At 43.6% G+C, this 13,050-nt stretch carries 18 protein-coding genes; 10 read left to right on the top strand and 8 right to left on the bottom strand.

Annotated features, from left to right (window positions below; all coding sequences use genetic code 11):
* The first annotated feature begins 12 nt into the window (after nucleotides 1–12).
* Nucleotides 13–474 carry an aspartate carbamoyltransferase regulatory subunit gene (gene pyrI, locus ACED25_RS14705; protein WP_004735320.1) on the top strand — a complete coding sequence of 154 codons (462 nt, stop codon included), beginning with the start codon at nucleotides 13–15 and terminating at the stop codon, nucleotides 472–474.
* Between the two features lie 135 nt (nucleotides 475–609).
* A complete protein-coding gene (locus ACED25_RS14700; RefSeq protein ID WP_004735319.1) occupies nucleotides 610–999 on the top strand; it encodes a RidA family protein in 390 nt (129 codons plus the stop codon).
* Between the two features lie 124 nt (nucleotides 1,000–1,123).
* On the opposite strand, the gene ACED25_RS14695 is transcribed toward ACED25_RS14700, so the two are convergent.
* The 8 genes from ACED25_RS14695 to mlaF all read right to left on the bottom strand — a co-directional run bounded on the left by ACED25_RS14695 (nucleotide 1,124) and on the right by mlaF (nucleotide 6,601).
* The gene (locus ACED25_RS14695; RefSeq protein WP_004735318.1) at nucleotides 1,124–1,849 is read right to left on the bottom strand and encodes a 1-acylglycerol-3-phosphate O-acyltransferase; all 726 of its coding nucleotides are present in this window, start codon (nucleotides 1,847–1,849) and stop codon (nucleotides 1,124–1,126) included.
* Between the two features lie 150 nt (nucleotides 1,850–1,999).
* Nucleotides 2,000–3,265, bottom strand: a complete 1,266-nt coding sequence (gene murA / locus ACED25_RS14690) for a UDP-N-acetylglucosamine 1-carboxyvinyltransferase (RefSeq protein WP_371695537.1) — start codon at nucleotides 3,263–3,265, stop codon at nucleotides 2,000–2,002.
* 8 nt (nucleotides 3,266–3,273) lie between these two features.
* Nucleotides 3,274–3,528, bottom strand: coding sequence for a BolA family iron metabolism protein IbaG (ibaG, locus tag ACED25_RS14685; protein WP_004738686.1), 255 nt, complete (start codon nucleotides 3,526–3,528; stop codon nucleotides 3,274–3,276).
* 13 nt (nucleotides 3,529–3,541) lie between these two features.
* Nucleotides 3,542–3,850, bottom strand: coding sequence for a lipid asymmetry maintenance protein MlaB (locus tag ACED25_RS14680; protein ID WP_004735315.1), 309 nt, complete (start codon nucleotides 3,848–3,850; stop codon nucleotides 3,542–3,544).
* Nucleotides 3,850–4,527: an ABC transporter substrate-binding protein gene (locus ACED25_RS14675; RefSeq protein WP_371695551.1), complete on the bottom strand. Its 678-nt coding sequence runs from the start codon at nucleotides 4,525–4,527 to the stop codon at nucleotides 3,850–3,852. Before ACED25_RS14675 ends, ACED25_RS14680 begins: the two co-directional genes overlap by 1 nt.
* Nucleotides 4,528–4,531: 4 nt before the next feature.
* Nucleotides 4,532–5,023, bottom strand: coding sequence for an outer membrane lipid asymmetry maintenance protein MlaD (gene mlaD / locus ACED25_RS14670; RefSeq protein WP_371695536.1), 492 nt, complete (start codon nucleotides 5,021–5,023; stop codon nucleotides 4,532–4,534).
* Nucleotides 5,024–5,025: 2 nt separating this feature from the next.
* Complete coding sequence (mlaE, locus tag ACED25_RS14665; RefSeq protein WP_029223888.1) at nucleotides 5,026–5,805, bottom strand: lipid asymmetry maintenance ABC transporter permease subunit MlaE; 780 nt, start codon at nucleotides 5,803–5,805, stop codon at nucleotides 5,026–5,028.
* Complete coding sequence (gene mlaF, locus ACED25_RS14660) at nucleotides 5,795–6,601, bottom strand: phospholipid ABC transporter ATP-binding protein MlaF (protein ID WP_009847734.1); 807 nt, start codon at nucleotides 6,599–6,601, stop codon at nucleotides 5,795–5,797. The genes mlaE and mlaF overlap by 11 nt, the downstream gene beginning before the upstream one ends.
* A gap of 263 nt (nucleotides 6,602–6,864) precedes the next feature.
* Here mlaF and ACED25_RS14655 point away from each other — a divergent pair, with 263 nt between their 5' ends.
* The 8 genes from ACED25_RS14655 to hpf all read left to right on the top strand — a co-directional run bounded on the left by ACED25_RS14655 (nucleotide 6,865) and on the right by hpf (nucleotide 13,049).
* Nucleotides 6,865–7,830, top strand: a complete 966-nt coding sequence (locus tag ACED25_RS14655) for a calcium/sodium antiporter (RefSeq protein ID WP_009847735.1) — start codon at nucleotides 6,865–6,867, stop codon at nucleotides 7,828–7,830.
* Between the two features lie 34 nt (nucleotides 7,831–7,864).
* Nucleotides 7,865–8,836, top strand: coding sequence for an arabinose-5-phosphate isomerase KdsD (gene kdsD / locus ACED25_RS14650; RefSeq protein ID WP_012604867.1), 972 nt, complete (start codon nucleotides 7,865–7,867; stop codon nucleotides 8,834–8,836).
* Nucleotides 8,836–9,393, top strand: coding sequence for a 3-deoxy-manno-octulosonate-8-phosphatase KdsC (kdsC, locus tag ACED25_RS14645; RefSeq protein WP_371695534.1), 558 nt, complete (start codon nucleotides 8,836–8,838; stop codon nucleotides 9,391–9,393). The genes kdsD and kdsC overlap by 1 nt, the downstream gene beginning before the upstream one ends.
* Complete coding sequence (gene lptC / locus ACED25_RS14640) at nucleotides 9,390–9,953, top strand: LPS export ABC transporter periplasmic protein LptC (RefSeq protein WP_371695533.1); 564 nt, start codon at nucleotides 9,390–9,392, stop codon at nucleotides 9,951–9,953. Before kdsC ends, lptC begins: the two co-directional genes overlap by 4 nt.
* Entirely contained in the window at nucleotides 9,934–10,428 is a 495-nt protein-coding gene (gene lptA, locus ACED25_RS14635) for a lipopolysaccharide transport periplasmic protein LptA (protein ID WP_009847739.1), read from the top strand. Before lptC ends, lptA begins: the two co-directional genes overlap by 20 nt.
* A 2-nt stretch (nucleotides 10,429–10,430) precedes the next feature.
* On the top strand, nucleotides 10,431–11,156 hold the full coding sequence (gene lptB, locus ACED25_RS14630) for an LPS export ABC transporter ATP-binding protein (protein WP_009847740.1): 726 nt from the start codon (nucleotides 10,431–10,433) through the stop codon (nucleotides 11,154–11,156).
* Nucleotides 11,157–11,210: 54 nt separating this feature from the next.
* Entirely contained in the window at nucleotides 11,211–12,671 is a 1,461-nt protein-coding gene (locus ACED25_RS14625) for an RNA polymerase factor sigma-54 (protein WP_371695532.1), read from the top strand.
* A gap of 90 nt (nucleotides 12,672–12,761) precedes the next feature.
* On the top strand, nucleotides 12,762–13,049 hold the full coding sequence (hpf, locus tag ACED25_RS14620; RefSeq protein ID WP_009847742.1) for a ribosome hibernation promoting factor: 288 nt from the start codon (nucleotides 12,762–12,764) through the stop codon (nucleotides 13,047–13,049).
* Nucleotide 13,050 lies beyond the last annotated feature (1 nt).

Below are 13,050 nucleotides of genomic sequence, written 5' to 3'. Positions count from 1 at the left end.
AGGAGAGATATCATGTCTAAAGAGACTCAATTAAAAGTTGAAGCAATCAAGAACGGAACGGTTATCGACCATATCCCAGCCAACATCGGGATCAAGGTACTCAAACTGTTCGACATGCATAACTCAAATCAGCGAGTAACCATTGGCCTAAACCTGCCATCTTCTGCTCTAGGCGGCAAAGACTTACTCAAGATAGAGAATGTTTTTATCACTGAAGAACAGGCGAGCAAGTTAGCACTTTACGCACCTCACGCAACGGTAAACCAAATCGAAGATTACGAAGTGGTTAAGAAGCTACCACTAGAACTTCCTGAGCAAATCAACGATGTGTTTGAGTGCCCAAACACCAACTGTATTACTCACAATGAGCCCGTAGAAAGCAGCTTTAAGATCTTTGAAAAGAAAGAAGATATTCGATTGAAGTGTAAGTACTGCGAAAAAGTATTCTCTCGTGAGATCGTGACAGAAAGATAACGTCATACGGCAACGCCGATCAAACGCAAAAACTATTCAATACCTCGCCTGTGCGGGGTATTTTGCTCTTTACCTATCCTAAGTTTGAAGGCACACTAAAAATTGCTTTTTATCCAATAACTGACGGAATAACCAATGACTAAAGTACTTCACACAGAATCTGCTCCAGCTGCAATCGGCCCATACGTACAAGGTGTTGACCTTGGCAATATGGTTCTGACTTCTGGTCAAATCCCAGTAAACCCAGCAACTGGTGAAGTATCTGCTGATATCGCAGAGCAAGCTCGCCAATCTCTAGACAACGTTCAAGCGGTTGTTGAAGCTTCTGGCCTGACTGTAAAAGACATCGTAAAACTAACGGTATTCGTTAAAGACCTAAACGACTTCGGCACAGTAAACGAAGTTTACGGTAAGTTCTTTGATGAGCACGGTGTTGCAAACTACCCTGCACGTTCATGTGTTGAAGTAGCGCGTCTGCCAAAAGATGTAGGTATCGAGATCGAAGCTATTGCGGTTCGCAAATAGGTTTTAATATCTAGAATAAACGGTTTCTAGTAAACAAGTTGGCATAATACTGAGCGTTTATCAGATACAAAAAAGGTTGCCCAATTGGCAACCTTTTTTCTTGTTCATCGTTTCGCTTAGATGATTACTTCTTATTAAGCTCAACCACTTCTTTGTCTAACTCTTCAAGCTTCGCAGCCATCTGCTCACGAGCTAGGTTAGCCAGTTGACGAACATTAGACTTATCGTAATCTTCAGTGCTGATTGGTGGCAGCATTTCAACAATCACATGACCATTGTTCCAACGGTTCAGCTTCACGCCACCTGTTGAGCTACACACGATAGGGATAATAGGTAAGCCAGCGCCAATCGCAGCATGGAAAGCACCCGTTTTGAATGGCAACAAACCACGACCACGAGAACGAGTCCCCTCAGGGAACATCCATACTGAAACATCACTCTCTTTAAGGCTAGTAACCACTTGATCGATCGTACCTACCGCTTTGCTGCGGTTAGCCCGGTCGATTAGGATATTACCCGTCAACCAGTACAGCTGACCAAAAAGAGGCATCCACGCTAGGCTCTTCTTACCAACAGTCACAACCTTAGGTGTTACCGCAGATGAAATCGTGAATAGATCCCAGCTATTTTGGTGGTTTGCAACGTAAACATGTTGGCCACGAGAGTAAGCATCTTCCGGGATACGAAGCTCTAACTTCATACCAAAGATTTTCGACATGCGACCGAAATAACGACCAAAGGTAAATACGTGTTTCGGGTTACGTGGGCTGAGTAAACAGTAACCACACCCAAATACAAACATAAGAATCGCAAATATCGCCACTGCGAAAATACGTAATATTGCTATCATTTTGTTCCTCACAACCACCAAGTTGATTCATCTATTTGCACAAAATAGGCAATAGATTCACTGGCGGTAAATACAACTATAAAAAAGCCGAAACCAAGGTTCCGACTTTTCTGTTTTCATCTTACTGATTCATGAACTCACTAACCTAAGTTAGTTCGACTCGCTAAACCGTGTAATGTTTGCGCCTAAGGCTGACAATTTATCTTCAATCTTATCGTAGCCACGATCGATGTGATAAATACGGTCAACGATGGTTTCACCTTGAGCGATACAACCAGCAATAACAAGGCTCGCAGATGCGCGAAGGTCCGTTGCCATTACTTGAGCGCCACTCAATTTATCCGTGTCACCACAGATAGCCGTGTTACCTTCGATCTCGGCTTTTGCTCCCATTCGCTGTAGTTCAGGAATGTGCATAAAGCGGTTTTCAAAGATAGTCTCAGTGATAACACCACTGCCCTTCGCCATCATGTTAAGCAGGGTAAACTGTGCTTGCATGTCGGTTGGGAAGCCTGGGTGAGGTGCCGTTACGATTTTCACCGCTTTCAACTCACGATCAGTCATATCAAGGCTGATCCAACCTTCGCCCGTTTCAACCTTCGCTCCCGCTTCTTCAAGCTTCGCTAAGGCAGCTTCAAGAAGATGAGCGTTGGTGTTGCGACAAACCACTTTACCGCCAGAAACCGCAGCAGCAACCAGGAAGGTACCCGTTTCAATACGGTCTGCAACCACAGAGTGTTGGCCACCACCAAGACGCTCAACGCCTTCGATAGTAATCGTATCTGTACCTGCACCAGAAATTTTAGCTCCTAGTTTGTTTAGGAAATCAGCCGTATCAACAATCTCAGGCTCACGCGCTGAATTATCTAACACAGTTGTACCTTCCGCTAGCGTTGCTGCACACATGATAGTAATGGTGGCACCCACACTTACTTTATCCATCACGATGTGCGCGCCTTTCAGACGGCCATCAACACTTGCTTTCACATAACCATCTTCCAATACAATGGTCGCACCTAGTTGCTCTAGGCCATGGATATGTAAATCAACAGGTCGAGCACCAATTGCACAACCGCCCGGAAGTGACACTTGGCCTTCACCAAAACGAGCGACTAAAGGACCTAAAGCCCAGATAGAAGCGCGCATTGTTTTTACTAAATCGTAAGGTGCACAAAATTCATTAATTTCGCGGCCATCAACATGAACACTACCGTTGCGTGATACTTTTGCGCCTAAACGCTTAAGCAATTCCATCGTAGTATCGATGTCACGTAGGTGAGGAACATTACTCACTTCAACCGGCTCTTCAGCTAGAATTGAAGCAAATAGGATTGGTAGGGCTGCATTTTTTGCGCCTGAGATCGTCACTTCACCGCTTAGCGGCTTATCCGATCCAATAACTCGAAACTTTTCCATCATAAACCTTAAAGTGACATCAGTTTCTTATCACGTTCCCACTCTTCCGGCGTGAAAGCCTTAATAGAAAGAGCATGGATATCATTGCGTTGAATGTATTCCATTAGTGGGCCGTAGATTAGTTGCTGCTTCTTAACTCGATTCATGCCGTCAAAACATGGATCAACCGCAACAACTTCGTAATGACTGCCTTCACCCTTCACGATAATTTCCTGAAGGTTCAGAGCCTCTGCTAATAATTCTTGTACTTTTGTGCTGTCCACAAATAGCTCCTGCCTAATTTTTTATGTGTTCTGCCATCATTGGCTGGATATTGCTCAATTGGAACAACGTTCGTAATTGTTCTGGCACGAAACTGAGCATTATATGACAGTTTTGATTTTTTGCATGCTCTAATAAGTGAATTAGCATCACCATTCCGGCTGAATCGACTCGATTTATATGGCTAAGGTCAATTTCAACGCTCGATTCCGTCGTTTGCCACTTTTCCAATATACGCCAGATTGCAGGTACACTATCTCGATCTATATCACCAAGAAGTTGATATTCTTTAGAGCTTAGCGCTTGCCATTGAGAATGGCTCATTATTTATTACTCTCAAAACGAATCGGTTGAGAAGCCAGTTTCTCGAGTTCGTCAGCTACTTGTAAGATGCCTTCTTGACGAATCTTAGTGTTCCACTCAGACTTCTTACTTGATAGCAGGCTTATACCTTCGGCAACCATATCAAATGCCTTCCACTCACCTGACTTCTTATCTTTGCGCAGTTTAAACTCAAGGTTAATGTTTGGTCGAGGCGTATCAATGATATCAACCTTAATACTGGTAATACGGCTATCTGTTTTAATTGTTGGTTCTGGACCAAATTTAATCGTCTGATCTGTATATTGAGTTAACACTTGAGCATAAGAAGAAACGAGATATTTACGAAATGCATCAATAAATACGCGCACGTCTCCTCTATCTGCACCTTTCAAGTTCGGCCCTAGCAACTTCAGCGCCGCATATTGAGCATTCACATAAGGCATCAACTCTTCTTCCACGATGACCTTCAGTAACTCTGGGTCTTGATGGATATTCTCTTGCTCGTTTTTCAAACGGGCGAAAGCCTCTTCCGCAACTTGAGTCATCATCTGGTATGGCTGAGTACGATCAATCGACTCTGCAGCAAAAGCTTGAGCCGAAATAAGTAAAGCCATTGCCGCCATAAACATTGATTTCAAGTAACCAATAGCTTTCAAGTGACTAATAGTTTTCAACATCATCTTATTCCTTTGCTTCACTGTCATTAGAACCACCAACGCTATACAGCACTTGGCCAATCAAATCTTCTAATACTAATGCTGACTTGGTGTCTTCGATAGAATCACCATCAACCAACATCTCTTCATCGTCAAAGATGAAGCCTGGAACTAAGCTGATGTACTGCTCACCGATCAAGCCCGACGTTAAGATTTGAGCACTAGAGGTATCAGGAAATTGAGAGTACTTCGCATCAATAGACAGTTCAACCACAGGAAGGTAGCTCTCAGTATCAAGTTCAATACTTTGAACTCGACCAACAACGACGCCCCCCACCTTTACTGGTGAGCGAACCTTTAGGCTGCCAATATTGTCAAAGGTCGCTTTTAGGTTATAAGTATGGTTTGAACCTATACCTTTTACGTCAGCGACTTGAAAGATCATGATTAAGATTGCGCAAATTCCGGCAATAACAAAGGTGCCGACCCATAATTCTAATTTTCGAGTTTGTTGCATGATTAATTCCCAAACATCAATGCGGTAAGAACAAAATCTAGCCCTAATACCGCTAGAGAAGAGTGTACTACTGTGCGTGTGGTTGCCTGACTAATACCTTCGGATGTCGGTACTGCATCATAACCATTAAAAAGTGCGATCCAAGTTACGGTGATAGCGAAGACCATGCATTTGATCATACTGTTACCAATATCACGGCCAAGCTCAACGGAAGACTGCATCGCAGACCAGAAACTGCCGTGGTCAATACCCTTCCAATCCACACCGACTAACTGAGCACCCCAAATCCCGACCGCCATAAAAATCATAGCGAGCAGTGGCATAGAAATAAGGCCGGCCCAGAGACGTGGCGCAATAATGCGTTTAAGAGGATCAACCGCCATCATCTCAAGACTAGAGATCTGTTCCGTTGCTCTCATTAAGCCGATCTCAGCCGTTAATGCTGAACCCGCACGGCCAGCAAACAGAAGTGCTGTCACCACAGGGCCCAGTTCCCGTAACAACGAGAGCGCGACCATTTGCCCAAGGTTACCCTCTGCGCCATAGTCGATTAATACGACATAGCCCTGCAGACTGAGTACCATGCCAATAAACAAACCCGAAACTAAAATGATAGCCAATGACTGAACGCCAACGCTATAAAATTGTTTAACTAATAGAGGGAAGTTTTTTAGTTTCGGGATGCCAAACAAAGCCCCAAATAGCATTAGGCTTGCTCGACCAAATGACTCACAGATCGCAAGTGCGCGCTTACCGACACCCGCAATAGTTTTAGCAATCATATTCAAACAAATCCTTTTCTAAGCTATTTGCAGGAAACCTAAATGGCACAGGGCCATCCGATTCACCTTGCAAAAATTGCTGCACTCTTGGGTCGCTGTTGTTGTACAACTCATCAGGAGAACCTGCAGCAATAATTTTCCCATCAGCCATCAAATAAACCCAATCAGCAATGCTCATCACCTCAGGGACATCATGAGAAACGACAATCGAGGTTAAACCCAAGGCTTGATTGAGGTTACGAATCAACTCAACCAAAACACCCATGGTGATTGGGTCTTGGCCAACAAAAGGCTCATCATACATAATAAGTTCTGGGTCCAATGCGATCGCTCGGGCCAACGCCGCTCGTCTCGCCATACCACCAGACAACTCACTCGGCATTAATTGCGCCGCGCCTCGCAACCCTACCGCCTCAAGCTTAAGCAATACAATGGTACGAATGAATTTTTCGTTAAGTTCAGTGTGCTCTCGCAAAGGAAACGCCACATTATCAAAGACATTCAGATCCGTGAAAAGTGCCCCCGATTGGAAAAGCATGCTCATTTTCTTGCGTGCTTGATATAGCTTTCGACGTGGCAATGCAGGGATGTTGTCGCCATCAAACCAAATTTCACCTTCATCTGGTGGTAATTGTCCACCGATCAGACGTAATAAGGTTGTTTTACCGATCCCTGACGGCCCCATGATCGCGGTTATTTTTCCTTGAGGAACCTCTAAACTGATGTCATCAAAGATAATTCGCTCACCGCGTGAGAAGCTGAGATTCTTAACTTTCACAAGCTCAGTGTTCAACATACTTTTGTTGTTTCCTTGCTTTAAAAACGCCAATTATGGCTGCAATAATAATGAGTCTACTTTAGAATTAAAAGCGCTGTTCAATTAATTATTAAAAACAGAAAACAAAGGCAGGGATTTGAAAGCATTGAGAAATTCATTCCTCATCAACATTTCTTTACCACTAACTAGCAATTAATTTGTCGAGTGACTTCCCTTTTATCTAGCAACAAGTCAAAATTAGCGGTTAATTCTCCGTTTTTTATTAATTTTTAGGAATCATCATGCTTGAAGCGATTGCGTTTCTTATTATCGGTCTAGGTTTTTTGGTGTGGAGTGCAGATAAGCTGGTATACGGTGCCGCAGCTCTTGCTCGCAACTTCGGTATTTCACCACTAGTTATCGGTATGACAATCTTAGCAATGGGATCTTCAGCCCCTGAAATGATGGTTTCTGCGACAGCAGCCCTTGATGGTAAAACAGATACGGCGGTAGGTAACGTATTAGGCTCAAACATCGCTAACATCGCGCTGATTTTAGGTATTACAGCCCTTATCAAGCCATTATCGATTAGCTCTGGTGTGATTCGTCGTGAACTACCTTTAATGATAGGTGTCACTCTATTAGCGGGCGCACTGCTTTGGGATAATCACTTAGGTTTCTATGAAGGTGTGTTGTTGTTTGTTCTTTTTGCCGCTTTCTTATTTGCGATGCTGCAAATCAGCCGTAGTGAGAAAAAGAACGGTGATGCCTTTCTTGACGAACAAGAATCTGAAGTTCCTGAAGGCGTGAGCAACCCCAAAGCCGCAATGTGGGTGGTGGTTGGCCTGATTATTCTACCTCTAGCGGCCAACATGTTGGTTGATAACGCGGTTGTAATCGCGAAGTTCTTTGGTATGAGCGACCTTGTGATTGGTTTAACCATTATTGCCGTTGGCACAAGTTTACCTGAACTTGCAGCATCACTAGCTGGTGTTATGAAAGGTGAAGATGATATGGCTGTGGGTAATATCATTGGCTCAAACGTATTCAACATCCTTGCCGTGATGGGTATCCCAGGCATCCTAAACCCTTCAATCTTGAGCGAGTTTGCAATGGGTCGTGACTTCTGGGTGATGCTAGGCGTATCACTACTCCTTGTTATCATGGCACTAGGAAAATCTCGTAGCGTGAATCGTATCGAAGGCGGCGTGTTAATCGTGACGTTTGTGGCATATCAAAGTTACCTACTAATGAACATGTCAGCTTAATTGTTGATTTAACTTCCCGTACTTGGAGTATTTGATGTCTCAGCCATTTGATTATTGCAGCGTTGCAAAACAAGTTTTGGAAACTGAAGTTGCAGGTCTCACGCAATTAGACCAATATTTTAATGATGATTTTAGCAAAGCTTGCGACCTAATCCTGAACAACAAAGGCAAAGTCGTAGTGATGGGCATGGGCAAATCAGGCCACATTGGTAACAAAATAGCAGCTACACTGGCAAGCACTGGTACATCGGCTTTCTTTGTACACCCAGGTGAAGCAGCGCATGGTGATTTGGGAATGATCGAACCTGGCGATATTGTGATAGCAATATCCAACTCAGGTGAATCAGGAGAAATCCTCAGCCTATTCCCAGTATTAAAGCGTTTAAACATTAAGATTATCAGCATGACTGGCAAGCCGGCATCAAACATGGCGACCTTATCTGATATTCATTTACAGATTTCAGTACCCGAAGAAGCGTGTCCCCTAGGTTTAGCACCAACAACCAGTACTACCGCTACTTTGGTTATGGGTGATGCATTAGCCGTTGCACTTTTACAGGCAAGAGGTTTTACCGCTCAAGATTTTGCACTGTCTCATCCTGGTGGTGCTTTGGGCCGTCAACTGCTGTTGAAACTAGACGACATCATGCACACCGGTGATTCACTCCCAATTGTTGCTCCGGATGCACTAGTTCGAGATGCCCTGTTAGAGATATCTCAAAAAGGCTTGGGTATGACGGCAATCGTCGGTGAAGATGGCCAAATGAAGGGCATTTTTACCGATGGTGATTTACGCCGTATCTTAGATAAACGTATTGATATTCATAGCACGCAGATCGGCGATGTAATGACACTGAACCCAACGGTAGCAGAACCAAACATGCTCGCAGTTGAGGGCTTAAATTTGATGCAAGCTAAGAGCATCAATGGCTTGATGTTGTGTGATAGTGGCAAATTAGTAGGCGCTTTAAATATGCATGACTTACTGAAAGCAGGAGTAATGTAATGTCACAAACAGTCGAAACTCTATACGGCACGGTAGATTCAGAAGTGTTTGCCGTAGCAAAAGAGATCAAATTGCTTATTTGCGATGTCGATGGCGTGTTCTCAGATGGTCGCATCTACATGGGTAACAATGGTGAAGAGCTAAAAACTTTCCATACGCGCGACGGTTACGGCATTAAATCGTTGATGAACGCGGGCGTTGAAATCGCAATCATCACTGGCCGTAAATCTCAAATTGTTGAGAATCGAATGACCGCTCTCGGTATTAAGCTAATTTATCAAGGTCAGGATGATAAAGTTAAAGCCTATCAAGACATTTGCGATAAACTTTCAGTTAATCCTGAAAACACAGGTTATATCGGAGACGATTTAATCGACTGGCCTGTAATGGAAAAGGTTGGCTTGAAGGTATGTGTGGCAGACGGTCACCCATTGCTTGCACAAAGAGCCAACTACGTAACAACCATTAACGGCGGTTACGGTGCAGTACGTGAAGTCTGCGACCTTATTTTACAAGCAAGAAACGAACTCGACGTGCACAAAGGTTTAAGCATATGAGTTTTAATCGTATTATCTACTTAATACTCATCTTTATTGCCTCTTGGTCGGCCTATTACTTGTACGACAAAGAGCAAACTTCGACGATACAAGTAGATCCAAACTTGGAACTGCCTGCATTTAGTGGCAAGAATCTTGATAATATTAGTTATGGCGAAAGCGGTATTCGTAGCTATCAGGTTGAATCGACCTATCTAGAGCATTACTCGGTCGTTGGCGATACGCACTTTCAAGACCCTGTTCTTTCAGTATTCCGTGAAGGGCATACGATAGAATGGCGAGTGACCGCTGATCGCGCAATTATGGATGAAAATCAAGTCATCACTTTTTATGACAATGTTGTGGCGAAAAACCTGTTGCCAGATGCTAGCTTCGATACAATGACCACAGATAAAATGGTTGTTGAACTGACTAGCCGAGATTTTTATTCAGACACTCCGGTCCATATGATCGGTACATTTTTTGAAAATGAGGGGCAAGCAATGAAAGGGAACTTCGGTACCAACAATGCGACCCTCTTTAATTCTGTTCAGGGTAGATATGAAACTCTCACACCTTAGTTTATTGGCTTTGACCCTTGCGGCGTCTAATGTCTATGCTCTATCTTCGGATAGCGAGCAGCCTGTCTATATTGATTCAGACAGTCAGCAATTAGATATGAAAAGCAATCAAGTAACCTTTCTTGGCGATGTGAACCTTAAACAAGGTAGCATCAATATCAATGCCGATAAGGTCATTGTTACACGTAATGCCGTCAACGGTGAAATTGAAGAAATACAAGGTTTCGGAAAGCCCGCAACCTTTTCTCAACTTACTGACGACGGGAAAACACTCTATGGTGAAGCTGACGATTTACATTACCAGCTGATTGCCGATAGATTGATCATGACTAAGAACGCGATGCTATCTCAAGATGGCAGTATCATTCGTGGCTCTAAGATTACCTATCAGATCACCTCTCAAAAATTGGTTGCCGATAGTGATAGCAGTGAGCGAGTATCAACGGTTTTACAACCAGCGGAAGTGAATAAGTAATCATGGCAGTCCTTACAGCAAAGAACCTAGCGAAGACCTACGGAAAACGTAAAGTTGTGACTGACGTTAGCTTGCAAGTAGAGTCAGGTCAGATCGTCGGGCTACTTGGCCCAAACGGTGCAGGTAAAACCACCTCTTTCTATATGATAGTGGGCCTGGTTGCGCGTGATGAAGGTACTATCAGCATTGACGACCGAGACATCAGTATCTTACCAATGCACAGTCGTTCTCGTCTTGGTATCGGTTACCTTCCTCAAGAAGCATCCATTTTTCGTAAATTGTCAGTTGAAGACAACATCATGGCTGTTTTGCAAACGCGCGATGAGATGACTAACGCGCAACGTCAAGATAAGCTGGAAGATCTTCTCGAAGAGTTCCACATCCAACATATTCGAGCGAGTAATGGTATGGCTTTGTCAGGTGGTGAGCGTCGCCGTGTTGAGATTGCTCGTGCGCTAGCAGCAAACCCTCAGTTCATTCTTCTGGACGAACCTTTTGCCGGTGTTGACCCTATATCGGTTATCGATATCAAAAAAATCATTGTTCACTTACGCGATCGCGGCTTAGGCGTTTTGATTACCGACCACAACGTTCGTGAAACATTAGACGTGTGTGAAAAAGCTTACATCGTAAGTCAAGGGCATCTAATAGCTGAGGGAACTCCTGAAGATGTTCTCAATAACGAACAAGTTAAACAAGTTTATCTAGGCGAACAATTCCGTCTATGATTAGATAGAGAGTATCGAGAGTTCTTAGAATAATAACTAGGTAAGTAACACTGAATGAAACCCTCATTACAACTTAAGCTAGGCCAACAGTTAGCAATGACTCCTCAATTGCAACAAGCGATTCGTTTGTTGCAATTGTCTACTTTGGATTTGCAACAAGAGATTCAAGAAGCACTTGAATCGAACCCACTACTCGATGTCGAAGACGGCAATGAAGATACGCCAACATCGGAAGAAAAACCTAGCAGTGACGAGAAAGAAACAGTTGAAACAGTTGAACAAGACTTACCTGATAGCTCCGATTTGATCGAAAAATCAGAGATCGGCAACGAACTAGAAATCGATACAACTTGGGAAGACGTTTACAGCGCAAACACAGGTAACACTGGCATTGCGATTGATGACGACATGCCCGTTTATCAAGGCGAAACCACACAAAGTCTATACGATTACCTGCTCTGGCAACTCGATTTAACACCATTCACTGAAACTGACCGCAGCATAGCTTTTGCGCTAATTGATGCTATCGATGACCGCGGTTACCTTACCGTATCTTGTGAAGACATCCTTGAGAACTTCGACAACGAAGAGATCGAGCTTGATGAAATTGAAGCCGTTCGTAAACGAATTCAGCAGTTTGATCCGCTAGGTGTCGGTTCTGTGAATCTGCAAGATTGCTTGTTACTGCAATTGGCGACCTTCCCACAAGATACCCCTTGGCTTAACGAAGCTAAGTTAGTACTTACTAGCCATATCGACCAACTCGGCAATCGCGATTACAAACTGGTTATCAAAGAGACCAAGTTGAAAGAAGCGGAACTACGCGAAGTTTTGCAATTAATCCAACAGCTGGACCCTCGCCCTGGCAGTAAGATCACGCCAGACGAAACCGAGTATGTGGTTCCTGACGTATCCGTCTTCAAAGAACTTGGGAAATGGTTGGTCACCATCAATCCAGATAGCGTGCCAAAACTAAAAGTGAATCAACAATACGCGGCCCTTAGTAGTAAAGGCAGTAGCGCTGACAACCAATTTATCCGCTCAAATTTGCAAGAAGCAAAATGGCTAATTAAAAGCCTAGAGAGCCGAAATGAAACGCTACTAAAAGTCGCTCGGTGTATTGTTGAACATCAACGCGGTTTCTTCGAACATGGCGAAGAAGCGATGAAGCCTATGGTACTGAATGATGTGGCTTTAGCTGTTGATATGCACGAATCCACGATCTCTCGTGTGACGACTCAAAAATTCATGCACACACCGCGTGGCATCTTCGAACTCAAGTACTTTTTCTCAAGCCATGTCAGCACTGACAATGGCGGTGAATGTTCATCTACAGCAATTCGCGCACTCATTAAGAAGCTTGTCGCAGCGGAAAATACCGCAAAGCCTCTCAGTGATAGTAAGATTGCTGCTTTACTGGCTGACCAAGGAATTCAGGTAGCTAGACGTACCATAGCGAAATACCGTGAATCTCTGGGCATTGCCCCATCGAGTCAGCGTAAACGCCTGCTATAAACTAAAGTAGTTAGCTCTTTATTCATTAACGATTGATTAGTTAACTATTAATTTAGTTGTAACCTGGCAACCAACTGAAAAGGAAAGTCTATGCAAATCAATATTCAAGGCCATCACGTTGATCTTACCGATTCAATGCAAGACTATGTTCACACCAAATTCGACAAACTTGAGCGCTTCTTTGATCATATCAATAGTGTTCAAGTTGTTTTAAAAGTTGAGAAAATCAATCAAATCGCAGAAGCTACCCTGCATATAAATCAAGGGGAAATTCATGCGACAGCAACAGATGAAAGCATGTATGCCGCGATTGATTCATTGGTTGATAAACTTGTTCGCCAACTCAACAAGCACAAAGAAAAACTAAGTAGTCACTAAC

Source organism: Vibrio sp. 1F263 (assembly GCF_041439035.1).
In the GTDB taxonomy this organism is placed as follows: Bacteria; Pseudomonadota; Gammaproteobacteria; order Enterobacterales; family Vibrionaceae; genus Vibrio; species Vibrio tasmaniensis_A.
The sequence above is the reverse complement of the archived record's forward strand: the minus strand, read 5'-3'. Positions and strand labels throughout refer to the sequence as shown.